General features: G+C 34.2%; 24 protein-coding genes and 1 riboswitch. Of the genes, 7 read left to right on the forward strand and 17 right to left on the reverse strand.

The window, feature by feature from the left end:
• Positions 1–46 precede the first annotated feature (46 nt).
• The 4 genes from sufU to sufC form a co-directional block, all read right to left on the reverse strand.
• On the reverse strand, positions 47–511 hold the full coding sequence (gene sufU / locus HMPREF2597_RS11705; protein WP_002459624.1) for a Fe-S cluster assembly sulfur transfer protein SufU: 465 nt from the start codon (positions 509–511) through the stop codon (positions 47–49).
• Entirely contained in the window at positions 501–1,742 is a 1,242-nt protein-coding gene (locus tag HMPREF2597_RS11710; protein ID WP_002459625.1) for a cysteine desulfurase, read from the reverse strand. The genes sufU and HMPREF2597_RS11710 overlap by 11 nt, the downstream gene beginning before the upstream one ends.
• Before the next feature lie 129 nt (positions 1,743–1,871).
• Positions 1,872–3,179 (reverse strand): Fe-S cluster assembly protein SufD, encoded by a 1,308-nt coding sequence (gene sufD, locus HMPREF2597_RS11715; protein WP_002479299.1) that lies wholly within the window; start codon positions 3,177–3,179, stop codon positions 1,872–1,874.
• 117 nt (positions 3,180–3,296) lie between these two features.
• Entirely contained in the window at positions 3,297–4,058 is a 762-nt protein-coding gene (sufC, locus tag HMPREF2597_RS11720) for a Fe-S cluster assembly ATPase SufC (RefSeq protein WP_002459627.1), read from the reverse strand.
• Between the two features lie 314 nt (positions 4,059–4,372).
• Between sufC and HMPREF2597_RS11725 the strand changes: the two genes are divergently transcribed.
• Entirely contained in the window at positions 4,373–5,260 is an 888-nt protein-coding gene (locus tag HMPREF2597_RS11725) for a polyprenyl-phosphate transporter PopT (protein ID WP_002479300.1), read from the forward strand.
• 30 nt (positions 5,261–5,290) lie between these two features.
• Here the strand turns inward: HMPREF2597_RS11725 and HMPREF2597_RS11730 are convergent, their stop codons facing one another.
• From HMPREF2597_RS11730 to HMPREF2597_RS11770, 9 genes are all read right to left on the reverse strand, one after another.
• Complete coding sequence (locus tag HMPREF2597_RS11730; RefSeq protein ID WP_002459629.1) at positions 5,291–5,494, reverse strand: CsbD family protein; 204 nt, start codon at positions 5,492–5,494, stop codon at positions 5,291–5,293.
• Positions 5,495–5,961: 467 nt separating this feature from the next.
• Positions 5,962–6,879, reverse strand: a complete 918-nt coding sequence (locus HMPREF2597_RS11735; protein ID WP_070817309.1) for a metal ABC transporter solute-binding protein, Zn/Mn family — start codon at positions 6,877–6,879, stop codon at positions 5,962–5,964.
• Positions 6,880–7,068: 189 nt separating this feature from the next.
• Entirely contained in the window at positions 7,069–7,881 is an 813-nt protein-coding gene (locus HMPREF2597_RS11740) for a MetQ/NlpA family ABC transporter substrate-binding protein (RefSeq protein ID WP_002459651.1), read from the reverse strand.
• A gap of 21 nt (positions 7,882–7,902) precedes the next feature.
• On the reverse strand, positions 7,903–8,598 hold the full coding sequence (locus tag HMPREF2597_RS11745) for a methionine ABC transporter permease (RefSeq protein WP_002479302.1): 696 nt from the start codon (positions 8,596–8,598) through the stop codon (positions 7,903–7,905).
• Entirely contained in the window at positions 8,591–9,616 is a 1,026-nt protein-coding gene (locus HMPREF2597_RS11750; RefSeq protein WP_002479303.1) for a methionine ABC transporter ATP-binding protein, read from the reverse strand. Before HMPREF2597_RS11750 ends, HMPREF2597_RS11745 begins: the two co-directional genes overlap by 8 nt.
• Before the next feature lie 85 nt (positions 9,617–9,701).
• Positions 9,702–9,810, reverse strand: a riboswitch (SAM riboswitch).
• Positions 9,811–9,864: 54 nt separating this feature from the next.
• Positions 9,865–10,164, reverse strand: a complete 300-nt coding sequence (locus HMPREF2597_RS11755; RefSeq protein WP_002459654.1) for a thioredoxin family protein — start codon at positions 10,162–10,164, stop codon at positions 9,865–9,867.
• Entirely contained in the window at positions 10,157–10,543 is a 387-nt protein-coding gene (locus HMPREF2597_RS11760; protein ID WP_002479304.1) for a toprim domain-containing protein, read from the reverse strand. The genes HMPREF2597_RS11755 and HMPREF2597_RS11760 overlap by 8 nt, the downstream gene beginning before the upstream one ends.
• A gap of 222 nt (positions 10,544–10,765) precedes the next feature.
• Complete coding sequence (gene gcvH, locus HMPREF2597_RS11765; RefSeq protein ID WP_002459656.1) at positions 10,766–11,146, reverse strand: glycine cleavage system protein GcvH; 381 nt, start codon at positions 11,144–11,146, stop codon at positions 10,766–10,768.
• 124 nt (positions 11,147–11,270) lie between these two features.
• On the reverse strand, positions 11,271–11,627 hold the full coding sequence (locus HMPREF2597_RS11770) for an arsenate reductase family protein (protein ID WP_002479305.1): 357 nt from the start codon (positions 11,625–11,627) through the stop codon (positions 11,271–11,273).
• A gap of 142 nt (positions 11,628–11,769) precedes the next feature.
• On the opposite strand from HMPREF2597_RS11770, the gene HMPREF2597_RS11775 reads away from it, so the two are divergent.
• Positions 11,770–12,093, forward strand: coding sequence for a thioredoxin family protein (locus tag HMPREF2597_RS11775; RefSeq protein ID WP_002459658.1), 324 nt, complete (start codon positions 11,770–11,772; stop codon positions 12,091–12,093).
• Between the two features lie 52 nt (positions 12,094–12,145).
• Here the strand turns inward: HMPREF2597_RS11775 and HMPREF2597_RS11780 are convergent, their stop codons facing one another.
• Positions 12,146–12,685, reverse strand: coding sequence for a nitroreductase family protein (locus tag HMPREF2597_RS11780; protein WP_002479306.1), 540 nt, complete (start codon positions 12,683–12,685; stop codon positions 12,146–12,148).
• A gap of 62 nt (positions 12,686–12,747) precedes the next feature.
• Positions 12,748–13,479, reverse strand: a complete 732-nt coding sequence (gene aroD, locus HMPREF2597_RS11785) for a type I 3-dehydroquinate dehydratase (RefSeq protein WP_002459660.1) — start codon at positions 13,477–13,479, stop codon at positions 12,748–12,750.
• 142 nt (positions 13,480–13,621) lie between these two features.
• Here aroD and HMPREF2597_RS11790 point away from each other — a divergent pair, with 142 nt between their 5' ends.
• Together HMPREF2597_RS11790 and HMPREF2597_RS11795 are read left to right on the forward strand one after the other, a co-directional pair.
• Positions 13,622–14,044, forward strand: a complete 423-nt coding sequence (locus HMPREF2597_RS11790; RefSeq protein WP_002459661.1) for an organic hydroperoxide resistance protein — start codon at positions 13,622–13,624, stop codon at positions 14,042–14,044.
• Between the two features lie 307 nt (positions 14,045–14,351).
• On the forward strand, positions 14,352–14,861 hold the full coding sequence (locus HMPREF2597_RS11795; RefSeq protein ID WP_002479307.1) for a GNAT family N-acetyltransferase: 510 nt from the start codon (positions 14,352–14,354) through the stop codon (positions 14,859–14,861).
• Between the two features lie 225 nt (positions 14,862–15,086).
• Here HMPREF2597_RS11795 and HMPREF2597_RS11800 read toward each other — a convergent pair whose 3' ends face one another.
• Positions 15,087–15,671 carry a histidine phosphatase family protein gene (locus HMPREF2597_RS11800; protein WP_070817310.1) on the reverse strand — a complete coding sequence of 195 codons (585 nt, stop codon included), beginning with the start codon at positions 15,669–15,671 and terminating at the stop codon, positions 15,087–15,089.
• A gap of 235 nt (positions 15,672–15,906) precedes the next feature.
• Between HMPREF2597_RS11800 and HMPREF2597_RS11805 the strand changes: the two genes are divergently transcribed.
• On the forward strand, positions 15,907–16,149 hold the full coding sequence (locus tag HMPREF2597_RS11805; RefSeq protein WP_002459664.1) for a hypothetical protein: 243 nt from the start codon (positions 15,907–15,909) through the stop codon (positions 16,147–16,149).
• On the opposite strand, the gene HMPREF2597_RS11810 is transcribed toward HMPREF2597_RS11805, so the two are convergent.
• The gene (locus tag HMPREF2597_RS11810; RefSeq protein ID WP_002459665.1) at positions 16,141–16,344 is read right to left on the reverse strand and encodes a YozE family protein; all 204 of its coding nucleotides are present in this window, start codon (positions 16,342–16,344) and stop codon (positions 16,141–16,143) included. The genes HMPREF2597_RS11805 and HMPREF2597_RS11810 overlap by 9 nt on opposite strands.
• A gap of 447 nt (positions 16,345–16,791) precedes the next feature.
• Here HMPREF2597_RS11810 and tsaT point away from each other — a divergent pair, with 447 nt between their 5' ends.
• Together tsaT and lnsA are read left to right on the forward strand one after the other, a co-directional pair.
• Positions 16,792–16,980, forward strand: a complete 189-nt coding sequence (gene tsaT / locus HMPREF2597_RS11815; RefSeq protein WP_002459666.1) for a type II toxin-antitoxin system toxin TsaT — start codon at positions 16,792–16,794, stop codon at positions 16,978–16,980.
• A gap of 246 nt (positions 16,981–17,226) precedes the next feature.
• A complete protein-coding gene (lnsA, locus tag HMPREF2597_RS11820) occupies positions 17,227–17,790 on the forward strand; it encodes a lipoprotein N-acylation protein LnsA (RefSeq protein WP_002479309.1) in 564 nt (187 codons plus the stop codon).
• Positions 17,791–18,023 lie beyond the last annotated feature (233 nt).

An 18,023-nucleotide genomic window follows, 5' to 3' on the forward strand; every position in this document is an offset into this window, starting at 1 on the left:
GTTACTTTTTGTATCAAAAGTGTGACCTCTCAATTGTCACACTCTGCTAGTCTTCTTCAGTAGAACCTTCCGCTTTGCCTTCTTTTTGAACCGTACCTTTTTCAAGCGCTTTCCATGCTAAAGTGGCACATTTGATACGCGCTGGGAATTGAGAAACGCCTTGTAGCGCCTCAATATCACCCATATCTTCAGTAATTTCGTAGTCTTCACCAAGCATCATCTTTGTAAATTCTTGACTCATTTGCATAGCTTCTGCCAATGAGTGACCTTTTACTGCTTCCGTCATCATAGATGCGCTGGACATTGAAATAGAACAGCCTTCACCTTCAAATTTCGCATCATGAATGATGCCATCTTCAATATCAAATGTAAGTCGAATACGATCACCACAGGTTGGGTTATTCATGTCTACAGTCATTGAACCGTTGTCTAAGACGCCTTTATTTCTAGGGTTTTTATAATGATCCATAATCACAGATCGATATAATTGATCTAAATTATTAAAATTCATACGAGAAAAACTCCTTCGTTTGTTTCAATGCGTTGACTAATTGATCGACATCTTGTTGCGTATTATAAATATAAAAGCTTGCACGTGCTGTAGAAGATACGTTTAACCATGACATCAAGGGTTGTGCACAATGATGGCCTGCACGAACAGCAACACCTTCTGTATCAACTGCTGTCGCTACATCATGTGGATGTACGTCTTTTAAGTTAAACGTAATAACACCTGCACGACGATCTTTAGGCGGACCATATATGTCAATACCTTCAATCGCTGACATTTGCTCATATGCATATTCAGTCAACGCTCTCTCATGCCGATGGATCGCTTCAAAGCCAATATTTTCAATGTAGCGAATGGCTTCTGCAAGGCCTATTGCTTGGGCAATGAGCGGTGTACCTGCTTCAAATTTTGTCGGTAAGTCTGCCCATGTCGCATCATACTTGCTGACAAAATCAATCATATCGCCGCCAAATTCTACCGGCTCCATGTCATTTAATAAGTCACGTTTACCATATAACACACCAATGCCTGTTGGCCCTAGCATTTTGTGACCACTAAAGCTAAAGAAATCACAGTCTAAATCTTGAACATCAATTGGCATATGCGGTGCTGATTGTGCACCATCAACGCTTATTATCGCACCGTGTTCATGCGCAATTTTAGCAATCATTTTCACATCATTAATTGTTCCTAACACATTGGATACATGTGTAATCGCTACAATTTTAGTTTTATCGGTAATTGTCGCTTTAATATCTTCTACACGTAATTCGCCTTCTGCGGTCATCGGAATAAATTTAAGTGTCGCTTGTTTACGTTTAGCCAATTGTTGCCATGGCACAATGTTGGCATGATGTTCCATTTCAGTTACTACAATTTCATCACCAGCTTCAACATGTGCGTCGCCGTAACTGTGTGCAATCATGTTGATAGATGCCGTTGTACCACGTGTAAAGACAACCTCTTCAAAATAGTGCGCATTTATAAAACGGCGCACGGTTTCGCGTGCACTTTCATAACCATCAGTGGCTAATGAACCTAATGTATGCACGCCACGGTGAACGTTTGAATTATAGCGCTTGTAATAGTCATCTAATACATTGAGTACTTGTATAGGCTTTTGACTTGTTGCTGTAGAATCTAAATAAGCTAAGCGTTTGCCATTCACTTGCTGTTGTAAAATCGGAAAATCTTTTATAACGTCTTCAACATTTAAAGTTGTGTCGGCCATTGACTTCACGACCTTTCTTATATTAAAAATCTCATTTGTTTCTTCAATTTATAACGTGTCTCAACGCTTGTGCTTATGAAGCACGCTTATATGATTTATTTTAGAATGCTGCTAATATTATATTTCATTTTACTTAGAAACTTTAAGTTCAATGACATCTCTAAGTTGACGTTTAACATCTTCAATTGGTAATTCGCGCACGACCGGATCTAAGAAACCATGAATAACAAGGCGTTCGGCTTCATGTTGTGAAATACCACGACTCATTAAATAATACAACTGCTCTGGATCAACACGACCTACAGATGCTGCGTGTCCAGCTTCTACATCGTCTTCATCGATTAAGAGAATTGGGTTCGCATCGCCACGTGAATGCTCAGATAACATTAAAACACGTGATTCTTGGTTCGCAATTGATTTCGTACCACCATGTTTGATATGGCCAATACCATTAAAGACAGATGATGCATGTTCTTTCATGACCCCGTGTTTTAAAATATAGCCATTCGTTTCTTTACCATACTGTACGATTTTAGAAGTTAAATTGATTTTTTGATCTCCAGTACCTACGACAACCGATTTAAGTTCACTTGTTGAACGATCTCCTACAAGGTTTGTCGTGTTATCAATGATTTGGCTGCCTTCATTCATTAAGCCTAATGCCCAATTAATAGAGGCATCCGCTTCTGTATGTCCACGACGAATGATATAACCCGTGAAGCCTTTGTCTAAATAATCAACTGAGCCATAGGTGATACTTGAGTTTGCACCTGCAATTACTTCGGAAATAATATTAATTTGGTTACCATCACCACTTGCATCTGAAACGTAGTTTTCCACATATGTCACTTCAGCACTTTCTTCAGTGACTAAAATCACATGATTGAAAAAGCTCGCTTTATCATCATCGTGTAACACAACATAATGTATTGGATGTTCTACCACGACATTTTTTGGTACATAAACAAAGACACCACCATTGATTAATGCAGCATGTAAGGCTGTTAAACGATGTTCGTCTACTTGAACCGCTTCTGTCATTAAATACTTTTGAACTAAGTCTCCGTGGTTAACAAGGGATTCAGATAATCCTTCGATAATGACGCCATCTTGCTTTGCTTGGTCTGACACTTGTGTGTAGGCCAGCGTATTATTATGTTGAATGATTAAGTTTTCAGATGTCTCAACATTAATGATTTTATTAATTGATTCTGGGAGTTCTGATAAATCTTTGAATGTTGCGCCATCAACATGATGTTGTTGAAATGAATCAAAGTCCCATTTTCTTAATTTGGTCTTATCTGGTTTAGGCATTTCTAAAGTTTCCGTTAATTTCAAAGCTTTTTTACGACTGTCTGTCATCCAAGAAGGTTCATGGAGTGCTTTTGAATAATCAACAAGTTGTTCTTCAGAAATGTTTAAAGTTTCCGTTGTCATAACTTTTTCCTCCTACTTGATGAAATATTAAGTTAGATGCTAAACACATAGCTAAACTTGAATTTTCTCCATACGTGATTGCGATTTATGCAATGCCATTTAAACACGCATGCTTGATTATTCTTCAGTACCGAACTCTTCTTTAACCCATTCATAACCTTCGTCTTCAAGACGTTTAGCTAATTCTGGACCACCCGTTTTCACTACTTTGCCTCCATACATCACATGTACTTGATCTGGCGTAATGTAGTTTAATAAACGTTGATAGTGCGTAATAATGAGTGCACCAAAGTTTTCACCGCGCATTTTGTTGATTCCTTTGGATACTACTTTTAATGCGTCAATATCTAAACCAGAATCGATTTCATCTAAAATAGCAAATTTTGGTTCTAGCATCATTAATTGTAGAATTTCATTACGTTTCTTTTCGCCACCAGAGAAACCTTCATTTAAATAACGTTGTGCCATGTTTTCATCAATATCTAAAAATGCCATAGTTTTATCTAATTTCTTAATAAATTGCATTAAATTAATTTCTTGGCCTTCTTCACGTTTCGCATTAATTGCTGAACGCATGAAATCCGCATTAGTTACGCCTGTGATTTCAGATGGATATTGCATTGCTAAAAACAATCCTGCTTTAGCTCTTTCATCAACTTCTAATTCTAAGATATTCACGCCGTCTAATAACACTTCCCCTTGCGTGACTTCATAGCTAGGATGCCCCATAATTGCTGATGATAATGTTGATTTACCTGTTCCATTTGGCCCCATAATTGCATGTACTTCGTCAGTATTAATCGTAAGGTTAACACCTTTTAAAATTTCTTTATCCTCAATAGACACATGTAAGTCTTTGATTTCTAATGTTGATGACATTTATATTCCCTCCGTAAAATATAAAGTTTTCTTAACTAGTTTATAGTAATTTTAATTTGTAGTCAAAAAGACTTTGAAATGTTCAATCCACTACATTATAACGCAAATAAGTAGCAATATAAACCGTTTGAACTGCTAAATTAGAGTCATTATTTAAATATAATTATTTTTGATAATCGTATTATTTTACACTTAACTGATAATGTTGGCCCCTCTGTTCTCAATATCCAAAATTTCGACAGATATTATTTCCTTATTAACACTATTTCTGCTATGATGCAGTTTCACTGCAATTTAACTAGAAAGGAGTCATTATGAAACATTTTAGATGGATTAATGTCTTGAAAGGTTTTGGTATGGGCACAAGTGATTTAGTTCCTGGTGTTAGTGGTGGAACAATTGCCTTGTTACTAGGCATTTATGATGATTTTATTCATGCTATCAGTGGGCTATTTTCTAAACGTTTCTGGCCTAGTCTTAAATTCTTATTACCAATCTTAACCGGCATGTTGTTAGCTATCGGCCTTTTAAGTAAACTTTTTAATTATTTATTGGCCAACCATCAAGTACCAACCATGTTTTTCTTCACAGGATTAATCATTGGTATCATCCCCTATTTATTGCGTATATCTCATTTCAAAAGTCGCTTTCAAGTTAAACATTATGCTGTAGTTGCTTTAGGTATCATTATCTTAGTCATAATCACATTGCTCAATCATGGTGACACGCATGCCAACACGTCACTTACATTAAATTCAAGTCTTATTATTAAATATTTTATCGCTAGCATGTGTGCGTCTAGTGCAATGCTCTTACCAGGCATTTCAGGTTCATTTATGTTACTAGTATTCGGTGCTTATGGCACAGTAATGTTTGCTATTTCTGAACTTATGTCATTTAATTTTCAAGCTATATCTTTATTATTCGTTGTTGGATTGGGCATCGTAGCTGGCTTTATATGTTCTAGTAAAGTCATCCATTATGCGTTGCATCATTATCCTACATTGACCTTTGCCTTGATTATTGGCTTTGTGATCGGCTCTGTTTTTGCTGTTTTCCCAGGAATGCCAATGACGCTGCTATCATGGTTGATATCGATTATTACGCTTATACTAGGTTTTATCGTTAGCTTCGTTTTAGGCCAAATTACCGCTAAAAATGAAGCTTCAACATCAAGCAAATCACACAAAGAAAGCTCTTAAGCGCACAGCCTAAGAGCTTTTTCTACTTTATTAGTTTGTATCTCTATTTTTACCGTCTTTAATGTTATCAACAAAATCTTTTGCTTTGTCTTTTACATTATCGATTGTTTCTTTCACTTTACCAGAAGCTTTATCTTCTTTACCTTCTTTTTCTAAGTCTTTATTGTCTGTCACATTACCTACAGTTTCTTTTACATTCCCTTTTGCTTGTTCAAATTTATTGTCTTCAGCCATTTTGTATTCCTCCTAGGTTGTTTTGATATAGTTCTATTTACCCGTAGGCCACATTCATAAACATCTTTTCGAAAAAGATTCACTACAGTATGGGTCTTATTGGGTTGCATGCTGTAAAATCAGAGCTAAATCACGGCTGACGTTCAGCTTGAGTTTAACGCTTAAGTTAAATATCTCTTTCCCAGAAAAATACTACACTACAAGATTTATAATTACCACATTCATATCAAAATAGGAGCGGGACAGAATTCATAATAAATTCGTAGTCCCGCCCTAGAGAGGTTGACTAGGATGAAAACAAGCTTGGTATCAGCGTATTTTCAATCCAGGTCAACTACTTCAATATATAGTTCTTATCCTAAAACATAAAGATGTTCCAAACTGTTTTTACAATCAGACATGAATGATGCTTAAAATGCTTGTTGAGCTACAATTCTTATCTGCACACTATTATGACTGTATCTGTATTATTCAGTTAATGCTTGTCTTAATGTTTTAATATTTTTAGCCATCAATGACTGATATGTTGCATCTTTGTCATCTTTTGTTAGCACAGCCATATTATGGAAACTTAATGGTTTCGTATCTGTTTCTGATTTAATGACATCCGTTGTTTTGTGTGGAATATTTTGTTCATACAATACATACGGCTGTTTTGATTTTTTGATTTCTTTGATGATATCCATGACTTTCTTTTGACTTGGTTCGTCATCATTCATACCGTTTACGCCTTCTTGTTCAAAATCATAGCGTTTTGCCAAGTATCCAAGTGAATCATGTGAGATAATGACTTTGTCTCGTTTTTTATTTTTTGAGATATCTTTCATTTGTTGATCAATATGGTCGATATCTTTGATTAATTTTTTGTAGTTATCTTCATAATATTGTTTATGCTTACTATCTTTGGCAATAAGTTCATCTTTGATTTCTTTAGCAAATTTTTTATTGAGTACAGGATCTAACCATACATGTGGGTCATGTTGTGTGTCCTCATCTTCATCTGCTTTAATTATGTCTTTTTTAGCCATATCTTTAGTTAATTGTAATTTCTTATCATGTTTATTGATGGCTTTGCCAATTTTTTTGGCAACTGGATCCATATCATCGCTAGAATAAACAAATAAATCACTCTTAGCAATATTTGTCATTTCCTTTTGCGTTGGCTCATAACTATGTATATCCGTGCCTTTCGGATAGATTGATTTCACATTGACATATTTACCACCAATTTGCTCAATAAAGCTTTGGAACGCAAAGACGGTCGTATAAACATTTAGCTTATTATCCGCACTTACTTTTTTATTGTCCTCGCTCTTACCACCACCACATGCTGTAAGTGTTATCGTTAAAATAATGGTTAATATACCTACTAATAACTTCTTCATAACCTACTCCTCTAAATCGTAATTATTACGCTTAAAACTATATACCTAGTTTCTAAATAAATCAAGCCCTTAAACAAATTTTTTGATGTTAATATAAAATTTCTTATATTAGTAATCTCACAAAATATCTTTATACATGCAGAAAACCCGAGATACTCAATTAAATTGACCTTCTCGGGTTTTTAGCTATTATTTGGCTGGTACTACTGCACCGTCATATTTTTTATTAATGAAGTCTTTAATCTCTTTAGATTGTAATACTTCGATTAAAGCTTTAATTTTTTTATCATCTTTATGGCCTTTTCTTACTGCAATTAAATTCGCATATGGGTTGTTTGTTGCTTTTTCAAGAACGATTGAGTCTTTTTTAGGACTTAATTTTTGATCAATTGCATAGTTTGAATTGATAATTGCTGCATCTACATCTTGGTTTTGGTAGATTTTAGGTAAAAATTCTGCCGATTGTTTGTTATTAAATTTAATATTTTTCTTATTTTCTACAATGTCACTGAACTTCGCATCTTCAATTTTTACGCCTTTTTTAATTTTAATTAAATCTGCATCCACAAAGAATTTTAAGAATCGACCTTGTTCAGCTGGGTTATTTGAAACATAAACTGTTGCACCATTTGGTAAATCTTTTAAACTTTTATATTTTTTAGAGTAAACAGCCATTGGTTCTAAGTGTACGTTACCAGCTGATTCAATTTTATAACCTTTTTCTTTACTTTCTGTTTTTAAATAAGGTGTGTGTTGGAAGTAATTGGCATCGAGTTCACCTTTATCTAATAATTTGTTTGGCGTTGTATAGTCATTGATTGATTGAATCTTTAAGTCATATCCTTTTTTCTCTAATAATGGTTTAGCTTTTTCTAAAATTTCAGCATGTGGTGCAGGTGAAGCGCCGACTTTAATAGTTTTATCTTCACTGTCTCCCTTACCACAAGCCGCTAATGCGATCGTTAATACGAATACTGCAACTAAAGTTAAAATCTTCTTCATCTAATCATTCCTCTTTCCTTCTTATCGTTTGTCTAATTTATTTGTAATCCAATCCCCAATAAATTGAATTATAAATACAATAATTAAAATAAATACCGTCGAAACTAAAATGACATCATTTTGGTTACGAGTGAAACCAGTAAGGTAAGCTAGGTTACCTAAACCACCTGCACCAATAACTCCGGCAACAGCTGTTGAACCAACTAAAGCAATTGCTGTCACTGTAATGCCGGAAACGAGTGCTGGCATCGATTCAGGAAGTAATACCTTTCTTACTATGGTAAGCGTGGTAGCACCCATTGAAATTGAAGCTTCAATGACACCTTTATCAATTTCTTTAAAGGCGATTTCAACTAATCTTGCATAAAATGGTGAAGCACCAATGATAAGTGCTGGCAAGGCTCCCGTTGGTCCACTAATCGTACCTAAGACAATGCTTGTAAATGGAATTAGCAGCAAGATTAAAATAATAAATGGTATCGCTCTAAATAAATTGACTACAAATGACACAATACTATAGAAAATACGTGCACCTACTGAATTACTTTTCGCTGATAGGAATAAAAGCACACCTAAAATCAAGCCAAAAATAAACGCAAAAATGGTTGATATAATAGTCATGTAGAGTGTCTCGTAAATCGCTGTCCAAACTTCTGGCCATTGCACATTTGGCATTGTCACCATCTCATGGAAGATTTCGCTATATGATTTACCCATGTCTTAGCACCTCCACATTGACACCTTTTTTATGTAATCCTTCAGTAAAATGATCAAAGTCTACTTCTGAAATATGTGGTATATGAATCACTAAAAATCCTATTGTGCCATTGCGCGTATTCTTAATATCTGCCTCAAGAATATTAACGTCTATGTTATGTGTTTTCGTAATATAAGACACGATAGGTTGTGTCGTGTTATCACCGTTAAAGTTTAGACGCACGACATAAGCATCGTGTGCTAGTGGCTCGAGTTGATCTAATGATTCCTCAAAATCGTTATTTAAATCATCTTTTACGAAACGACGTGTCACTTCATGTTGCGGATTTTCAAAGACATCACTTACTTTACCTTGCTCAATCACACGGCCATTCTCCATGACAGCAACTTGATCACACACGCGTCGAATGACGTGCATTTCGTGTGTAATTAACACAATCGTTAAGCTCTGACTTTTTTTAATTTTTAATAACAAATCTAAAATTTCATCTGTTGTTTGCGGATCAAGGGCACTTGTCGCTTCATCGCATAGTAGAACATCAGGGTCATTCGCAAGTGCACGCGCAATGCCTACTCTTTGCTTCTGTCCACCAGATAATTCAGAAGGATACGCATGTTCTCTACCTTTTAAACCCACTAATTCAACTAACTCAAGCGCACGTTTGACAGCAAGTCCTGACGGAACGCCTGCAATTTCAAGGGGAAATTTAATATTGTTTAATACGGTTCTTGACCATAATAAATTAAAATGTTGAAAAACCATGCTTACCTTTTGGCGTTTTAAACGCAGTTCTGACTTAGATAACTGACTCATGTTATCACCATCGATGATGATATCTCCTGACGTTGGGGACTCGAGTTGATTGAACATTCTGATTAATGTGCTTTTACCGGCGCCAGAAAATCCAATCACACCGTAAACCGAACCAGTTGGTATATTTAAATCAACGTGATCAACTGCGAGAACATCTTTTTTCTTTGTGTGATAACGTTTAACAACTTGTTTTAATTCAATCACGTTAAGTGCCTCCTTATGTAGCTGTATCTAATTAAAAATGCTTCCTCAAACTTTAGATGTTTGAGAAAGCATTTATATATCCTTTCTCTCATCTTCTAAAGTTTAACTTTATGTGAATTGGCACCATTTCTATTTCTAATATAGACGGTTGCCGGGCTTCGCAGGGCACATCCCTCCACCTCTCTCGATAAGAGTTTTCGCATTATTTAATTAATTTTAATCCTACCATTATGGTAATATTTCGTCAACTACTTTTTTAAATTTTCTAACAAATAAGGCACCGATTGAAATGCATAGATTCGTTTCAACTCTTGTGTTTGATTCATTAGCAGTAACACAGGGACTGATTGAATTTGATAATGTTCACTAAATTCCGGATAGAAATTCAAATCAAGCTTGGTTACTGGTAGTTGTAACATTTCATTAGCAATATCTAACATACGTTCAGATATTTTACACGTTCCGCACATTGGTGTATAACCAAAGATAAGGTGACGTGGTTGTTGTGCATGCTCTGTTATTTCAGAGATGTTGATATCTTTAGTCATTCGCTAAGACGAACCTTTCCATGTTTAAATGAGGCATGAGCTGTTGTTCTTGTCGAACCATGAACCCATGCTTGTGCAGTACTTTGGCTAAATATTTCTTAGGGCAGCGCGCAACTTCGCAATATGTTCTATCTATATAAATATGTTCACTTTCACTCAAATAGCGTTTAAACCATTTACGAATATTGGCGCCTTCATCATCTGAATCTGCCAGGATAAAAACCTGTTTGCCATAAAGTGATTCTATCATATCATCTATCTTATCTATACTCATTGTACCGTGTGTACAAATAATGTGAACGGGCTCAGCAATCACTTGTTGTACCCTTTTCTTATCTGATTTACCTTCTACAATAATAACTTTATTTACAAGTGTCATGTTCATCCACCTTCTACAGTTACATATTATAAGACAGTTACTTCTATACAAAAACGCGTGTCTCTAAACATTGAAATGCTGTAAAAATAATTATTATTTTGTTGCGTTTAGATTAATCATGTTAACAAAATGTTATATTACCAATAAACTGGTCATATACCTTTGTTTATAACTGATGATAGAAAAAACTCCAAGATACGTATATCAAGGAGTTCATCGCTTTTATTCGCCAATCATTTCAGCATATTGTTCTGCAGATAATAATTCATCTAATTGGCTTTCATCATCTAATTCAACTTTAACCATCCAAGCCTTTTCGAATGGTGATTCATTCACAAATTCAGGACTATCTTCGAGCTCTTCATTTGTTTCAATGATTTTTCCAGAAACAGGTGCATAAAGTTCTGACACTGTTTTAACAGATTCAACACTACCAAATGTATCCCCTTCGTTAATTTCATCATCAACGTCTGGTAGTTCAACGAATACAATATCACCTAATTCGCCTTGCGCGTATTCAGTAATACCAATTGTTACAACATTTCCGTCAACTTTCACCCATTCATGTTCCTTAGAATATTTTAATTCGCTCGGTACTGTCACGAAAATCCCCTCCTAAAAATAATTACAGTTTAATGATGCCATACCGTCTGCATTCATTCAACTATTATTCATAAAACTTTGAATAATTTCTGCACATATAATAATATATGTAAACTGTATTATATTATGCTAACCACGTTTCTTTATATTGGTCTTCTTTAAATCCAAGTGTGATTCTATCTCCTGAGATTGCAAGTGGACGTTTTACCAACATACCATCGCCAGCTAATAACTCTAATTTTTCATCTTGCGTTAAGTCTTTCAACTTATCTTTAAGCCCTAATTCACGATATTTAGCACCGTGTGTATTAAATAGTTTATTAACTTCCACACCTGTTTTCTTAATGATTTGTTCAAATTCTTTTTTAGTTGGTGTATGTTGCACAATATCGATTGGTTCAAAGCTAACGCCATAATCTTTTAGAAACTTTGCAGCCTTTTTACAAGTTGTACAATTAGAATATTGATAAAATTTTATCATTCAGTTGTAACCTCCTATAGTAGTTACGTTTAATATAACAGATATTAAATGAAAACGCTCTATTTTTTAAGCTGAATTTTTTATTAAAAAAGTAAATTTAGTTATAATACGATTACGACATTGACTAAAGGAGCGCATCAATATGGAAAGTATACAAACAACTGAAAATTTTAATAAGATTATTCAAAGTGATCAGCCTGTCATCATAAAATTTGAAGCGGGTTGGTGCCCAGATTGTAAAGCAATGGATTTATGGATTGACCCTATAATTGAAAAATACAATGCCTATCAATGGTATTCAGTCAATCGAGATGAGTTAGAAGATGTTGCTGCAAATCATGATGTAATGGGCATTCCTAGTTTATTAATCTTTAAAAATGGTGAAAAATTAGCACACTTACATTCAGCAAATGCTAAATCACCCGAACAGGTTGAAACTTTTTTAGCTGAAACATTTCAAGCATAAAGCAAAAGCATGAAGTTCCGACATAACCAGTCGTAACTTCATGCTTTATTTATTAGAATTTTTCTATAAGATTTTTGTTTTTACGTTGAACATGTGGCATATCAACTGATAAGTCTGTAAGATATAGCAATCCTGCAATGGCTTCATCACCAGCGATACCAAAGATTTTACGTACTTTAGGTTCAAAAATATAAGGTGGTGTTTTCCAACAAGTGCCAATTCCTGCTTCATGTAATAATAACATTAAGTTTTGAGCATAAGCACCCAAAGCAAAGAAATTCTCTCTATTTTGACGTTGGCGTGGATCTGTTTTCACAACCAATACCAATATACCGCCTAAACGCGTTACCGTTTGATAATGATCTTGCTGTTTATCCGCACTATCTGGGAATGCATAAGGCGTGATTGCTTCACTCATATCCCCTAGTCTATCCTTTGTAATGTGAATCATGCGCCAAGGTTCTCGCATGCCATGGTTTGGTGCATCTGCTGCTTGTTCAATCGCTTGATATAATGCTTTATCATCGATTTCGACATCATGTTTAAATTTCTTAATACTTCTTCTATTTGCAATCGCTTCTTGTAATTCCACGACGTATCTCTCCCTTTTTCGTTGATAACTATTATCAATTATATGCGAGTTTATGAGATTATTCAATTATCGTATTTTTGATAGAAATTGATGATGTCATGTAATTGCGTAACTTGTATTTGACCAGGCGCTTTAGGTGTGTCAATACAGCCATAAGACATTGTACCTCCAAATAGCCCCTGAGCCGTACGGGAAATCACACCAAGTGATGACATCGAAATACCAATGACCTGTTGATCAACTGATTGCGCTGTAATCGACAATACATCTAATAATCTTAGTACATCACTTTGATTTTCAGGCATCACTGCTAATTTCAAATAGTCAGCTGGAAATTGACTCATTTTATAAAAGATAAAATGTAATGCTTCACTCTCCGGTGTATGTTGAAAATTATGATGTGATAAGATAACCGCTTTATGTTGTGCTTTCAAATGTGATATACATTGATGATAAATATCAAATGGTAAATGATTATGCCATTCCACATCGACCATATCAATGCCTTGAACTTTAGCCAATCGTTTTAGTAACGCGAGATAATTTTGCTCATCTAAAACTCCTTGACCCCCTTGTGATTCTGTACGATACGTCACTAAGATTTGAGGTTTGAAAGACAATGTTGCCAGTTGTTCCAAATTATCTTGTAGTAAACGATCTATATCCGTTTGCCATTGATCAATTCTAAGCTCTATAATATCAATAGCATGATGATCACGTTCTATCTTTGCTAATAACGTGTGATCTAAACGGCCTTTAGGTGCAATCGTTGCTGCTATGTTTACTTTAGTCATGGTGATCCCTCACTTTTAAATTCGCTTATTAATTATATTTTAAGTGACAACGACTAACTATGACAAATGTTGGTGTTCGATGATTGAAACAAATTGCAGTGGGTATAGCATGAGTACAAACATTTTTAGGAGGTCTTTATTCATGGCAGTACAATATGAAACAAAAGCAACAAACGTTGGTGGCCGTAAAGGACACGTTCAAACAGACGATAAAGCGATAAATGTAGATGTATTACCACCTCAACAAGCTGATGGGAATGCGACAAATCCAGAACAATTATTTGCTGCTGGATACGCCTCATGCTTTAATGGTGCATTTGATTTAATTTTAAAACAAAATAAAGTAAGAGATGCACAACCAGAAGTTACATTAACGGTGCGCTTAGAGGATGATTCAGAGTCAGAAAGTCCGAAATTATCTGTAGACATCCATGCAAAAGTTAAAAATGTATTATCTCAAGAAGATGCGGAAAAATATTTACAAGATGCTCACGAATTTTGCCCTTATTCAAAAGCAACACGAGGTAATATCGATGTTGATTTAAGTGTCGAAGTCGTCGACTAATGATAGTTAACTCATATCATCTAAAAATAAATTTTATGTCTTTTTTATGACGGAATTGATCAGTCAGCAATGGCTGCGATTCCGTCTTTTCATTTCTTCAAATCTCTACGCTCTCATGCGTTTTCCCTAGATTTTAGCACCGTACAAATACGCCACTTTTCTAACAAAATACCATTGTAATAATACCTTTTTTAAAAAAGAATGAAATAAATATATAAATTTCAAACCTTAGCATATTGCATTGTTAGTTTATTTATTTTATTATCATCTTAATACAAGACTTTATTTTTTATTAATGGAGGACGCTATGAGTGATATTAGAATATTGACGTTGGATGACTTAGCACAATATAAAGCGTTATTAGAAACCGGAGACCATGCCTTTAATTGGGATAAAATTTATTTAACTCATATCACTGAAGAAAATTTAAATCTACTATTATCTCCAGATATGACTTATGCTTATATCTTTGGGATGTTTGATCAAAATGAACTTGTAGCGGCAGCCACATATTATCAAATTCAGTTTGTCGGTAGAGAGCATAAAGCAAACTTTGAAGACCTGTTTGTTAAAGAAAATAACCATGATTACAGCAAAGCTTTGATTCGTCATATCTTGCAATATGCCGAAGATCATCAAATTGAAAAAGTTATGACGTCTATTATTTCTAATAACATAAGTGATAAGATTATGTATAGCTCCATAGGATTTGAGACTTTAGGCTATGAAGAAGATGCCTATAAAATTAACGATGAATATCAAGATGTTCATTGGCTTATTTACCATACTAAACGTGCAAAACAAAAGAATGATTAAAAATGTTTAAAATAAAGCTGCTCTAGCGATTTGCTAGTGCAGCTTTAAACTGTCAACAAGTTCTCCTACTTTATTAGCAGTAGCTGACAAGGACTGAAAATACGCTTATACCAAGCTTGTTTCAATCCTAGTCAATTTTGCTAAGGCGAGAATACAAATTCAAAATAAATTCTGTCCCACTTTCTAATTTCTCTAGTAATAATACCTCAACATATTGTTAATTTTTCAATTATCATTAATAGGATTTATCACTTCAATAAACTTAAATGCGCCATCTTTATATGAAAATTTTAAGATATGGCAATTTCCCGCTTCGAAAAACTGCTCGCGTTCAACCCAATAATCTAAAAAGACCCCAATTGTGCTCCCATGACTCACTGCTAATGTACATCCTTGGCTATAATGTTCCATCACCTGTGTTAATGTCTCTATCATACGCGTCTGTACTGCTTGTCTTGCCTCACCACCAAACGGTACAACATAATCTCCATATAGTACACCTGGCTGTTTAATTTTGCGTAGTAATTGAATACTCTCCCCTTCAAATAAACCAAATGACCATTCTTTTAACCCTTTAAGTCGCGTATATGGTTGCCCAGGAATTGCATGTTCTAATGTATCCGATGCACGTTCTTGTGTAGATGACACTGCGCTATCAAATTTAATTTGATGTTGCGTGAAATAATGACCCGCTGCTTGTGCTTGTTGTACACCTAAGTCAGTTAATGGCGAATCGCTTGAACCTTGGATTCTACCTTTTAAATTAAATAATGTTTGTCCATGTCGCATTAAATATAATATTTTTTCCATAAAAACACTCCTAACCCTGCAACATATGATGTAATAAAAACCGTCACATCAACGTAACGGTTTAGGTCTATAGTTCTATTTTATCACGATTCCACATGTATCATTAATTATCTTAGCACTTTATTATCATTGCAGCTTGCTTACTATCACAATAAAAATGACTAGGTTGTGTTTGACTTAAATATATACGGGTATAACTTAACATTGGATTTACAATTTCTAAGGAGTGTTTGTGATGACTACTAAAAGTGAATACAAGTATGTTAATCCTAATAATCTCTCATTAGAATGGGAATGTTTAATTGTTAGCAAGAGTGACATGGTGCTTGACGGCGTACCACATGAACTCATTAGCAGTTGGATTGATAATGAAATCATCCAACCATATTCCATTAAAGGGAATGAAATTAACTTTAAAACACGGGATGTATGGCAAGCTTTACATGAACAGAATTGGTACTACACACAATCAAACTAATTTATACAAGCTAATGGCTCTATTAGTACTTTCAATCAGTTGCTGATTGGCATATTTTGATATCACATATTCGCGAATAATTTTGTTATTTTTTTCATCTTTTGGGAATTCGCAATCATTCAAAATATAGTTTGCTAAATAGCCTAATGGCGTATCATCATTACTAAAATCGATGATAAAGTCATAAAATGTCATCGTTATACCTCCCCTTAATTTCTTTTGATTATTAGGTTTATTAAAACTTACTTTCTTATTTTATTATATCTTAGCAGATTACTAAAGATTATGCATGTTATTTTCATACAATTTTAATAGTGTTGTGCGCTTATATCATTGTTCTTAGTAAAGGTGAAAATAATTTCACATCATCAATGGCTTTACTAATCCACATATATCGACATTAATCACCTTTAAAAGTATATTTTTTCACAAAATTAATTATATTTTGATAAATGTGTCTAAATTGTGAAATAAAATATTTCATTGCAATTGCTATGATAGAACGACTATATTTTCAAGAGTGATTCTTTCCATCATTAGTTTAGCTTTGGCTTTTATACATCTTTCTATTAAGTGTTATAATGAATTAAAATTAATCATAGAATAATGTATAAAGTTAATTGTCTATAGGAGGTGGCTAAGATGAGCACACATTTAACAATTTTATTATGGTTAGGCATCATTTTTGTCGTTGCTGCATCTTTGATACTATTTAAATTGCTTCGAACAAAAGCTGGTTCAAAAAAAGAATCATATCTTGGCTTTACAGTGGTGTTCTATATATTTGGTATTGCACTTCTCATATATGTTTTAATATTTGGCGTATTATAGAAGCTCTATTGTATGAACAAAACAAACTGGGACATCATTCCCAAAATAATAGCACAAAGATGGTTTAAAATAAGTCATCTTTGTGCTTCTTTATATATTTAAGCTCGCTTGTTTAGAAGACAGCTTCAACCACCCCAGCTTGTTTTGTTAAAAAACTATTTTAGCCAGTTATTCTGTGCTTGGGGGCCCGTCGATTGTTTGCTATAATTGGGTAAACTATTAGATAGATAGAAGGTGTTTGTTGAGTTGGTTTTAAGAAGATTAAATATATTTATTATTGTTGGTGTTATTTTGTTTTTTGTCAGCTTAATACCAGCTACTGAGACTCAAAACACTCGTATACACAATAAAGATTTCAAGCTGCAGCCAGGCGATATTATTTTAACAAAAGGTCCTGTTTTATTCGGCTTTTTTGGACATTCAAGTATTGCCATAGACCATGATACTGTACTCCAGATTGAAGGACCTGGTGACAAACCAATTGTGGAATCTTTTGAATCATTTAAACATCGGTTTGGCGACGGAAAAAATGACTGGATAAAGGTTTATCGTAGTGTTAAACCAGGCGCTGGTATCAAAGCAGCACAATGGGCAAAAGCGCATTACAAAGACAGCGATAAAACCTATCTCGTAACATTAAACTTGAAGAGTGAAAATTATACATATTGTACCAAAATTATCTATCAAGCTTATAAATATGGTGTTAGTGACAATGCAATTAATGACCAAGGCTTAAAAATTATTTCCCCTTATGCACTTGTAGACAATTTTTCCAAAGACTATCGCTTGAAACTCGTTTATGATTATTAAAAAATATAAAGGCATATTTTTAGTGATATAATGGCGATACATTAAAGCTAGTTTGCAGTATTCATATGCTTTACATAATCATATACATTAAATTAACGTTCAAGATATCACTCCTATATTACCCGTATATATCTTGTATTTAAGTTCTTTTTCTTTTAATATATATTTACATTTTACATATAAAACAGCCGAAAAATGGATGAAAAAAGCTTGATATAAGCGTATTTTCAATC

The organism is Staphylococcus sp. HMSC063A07 (assembly GCF_001836955.1).
GTDB classification, from domain to species: domain Bacteria; phylum Bacillota; class Bacilli; order Staphylococcales; family Staphylococcaceae; genus Staphylococcus; species Staphylococcus lugdunensis.

Bases quoted from the DNA above. Each gene is read 5' to 3' on its own strand.
- sufU (WP_002459624.1), bottom strand. From the start codon at position 511: ATGAATTTTAATAATTTAGATCAATTATATCGATCTGTGATTATGGAT.
- HMPREF2597_RS11710 (WP_002459625.1), bottom strand. From the start codon at position 1,742: ATGGCCGACACAACTTTAAATGTTGAAGACGTTATAAAAGATTTTCCG.
- sufD (WP_002479299.1), bottom strand. From the start codon at position 3,179: ATGACAACGGAAACTTTAAACATTTCTGAAGAACAACTTGTTGATTAT.
- sufC (WP_002459627.1), bottom strand. From the start codon at position 4,058: ATGTCATCAACATTAGAAATCAAAGACTTACATGTGTCTATTGAGGAT.
- HMPREF2597_RS11725 (WP_002479300.1), top strand. From the start codon at position 4,373: ATGAAACATTTTAGATGGATTAATGTCTTGAAAGGTTTTGGTATGGGC.
- HMPREF2597_RS11730 (WP_002459629.1), bottom strand. From the start codon at position 5,494: ATGGCTGAAGACAATAAATTTGAACAAGCAAAAGGGAATGTAAAAGAA.
- HMPREF2597_RS11735 (WP_070817309.1), bottom strand. From the start codon at position 6,879: ATGAAGAAGTTATTAGTAGGTATATTAACCATTATTTTAACGATAACA.
- HMPREF2597_RS11740 (WP_002459651.1), bottom strand. From the start codon at position 7,881: ATGAAGAAGATTTTAACTTTAGTTGCAGTATTCGTATTAACGATCGCA.
- HMPREF2597_RS11745 (WP_002479302.1), bottom strand. From the start codon at position 8,598: ATGGGTAAATCATATAGCGAAATCTTCCATGAGATGGTGACAATGCCA.
- HMPREF2597_RS11755 (WP_002459654.1), bottom strand. From the start codon at position 10,164: ATGACTAAAGATATCAACATCTCTGAAATAACAGAGCATGCACAACAA.
- HMPREF2597_RS11760 (WP_002479304.1), bottom strand. From the start codon at position 10,543: ATGACACTTGTAAATAAAGTTATTATTGTAGAAGGTAAATCAGATAAG.
- HMPREF2597_RS11770 (WP_002479305.1), bottom strand. From the start codon at position 11,627: ATGATAAAATTTTATCAATATTCTAATTGTACAACTTGTAAAAAGGCT.
- HMPREF2597_RS11775 (WP_002459658.1), top strand. From the start codon at position 11,770: ATGGAAAGTATACAAACAACTGAAAATTTTAATAAGATTATTCAAAGT.
- aroD (WP_002459660.1), bottom strand. From the start codon at position 13,479: ATGACTAAAGTAAACATAGCAGCAACGATTGCACCTAAAGGCCGTTTA.
- HMPREF2597_RS11790 (WP_002459661.1), top strand. From the start codon at position 13,622: ATGGCAGTACAATATGAAACAAAAGCAACAAACGTTGGTGGCCGTAAA.
- HMPREF2597_RS11795 (WP_002479307.1), top strand. From the start codon at position 14,352: ATGAGTGATATTAGAATATTGACGTTGGATGACTTAGCACAATATAAA.
- HMPREF2597_RS11800 (WP_070817310.1), bottom strand. From the start codon at position 15,671: ATGGAAAAAATATTATATTTAATGCGACATGGACAAACATTATTTAAT.
- HMPREF2597_RS11805 (WP_002459664.1), top strand. From the start codon at position 15,907: ATGACTACTAAAAGTGAATACAAGTATGTTAATCCTAATAATCTCTCA.
- HMPREF2597_RS11810 (WP_002459665.1), bottom strand. From the start codon at position 16,344: ATGACATTTTATGACTTTATCATCGATTTTAGTAATGATGATACGCCA.
- tsaT (WP_002459666.1), top strand. From the start codon at position 16,792: ATGAGCACACATTTAACAATTTTATTATGGTTAGGCATCATTTTTGTC.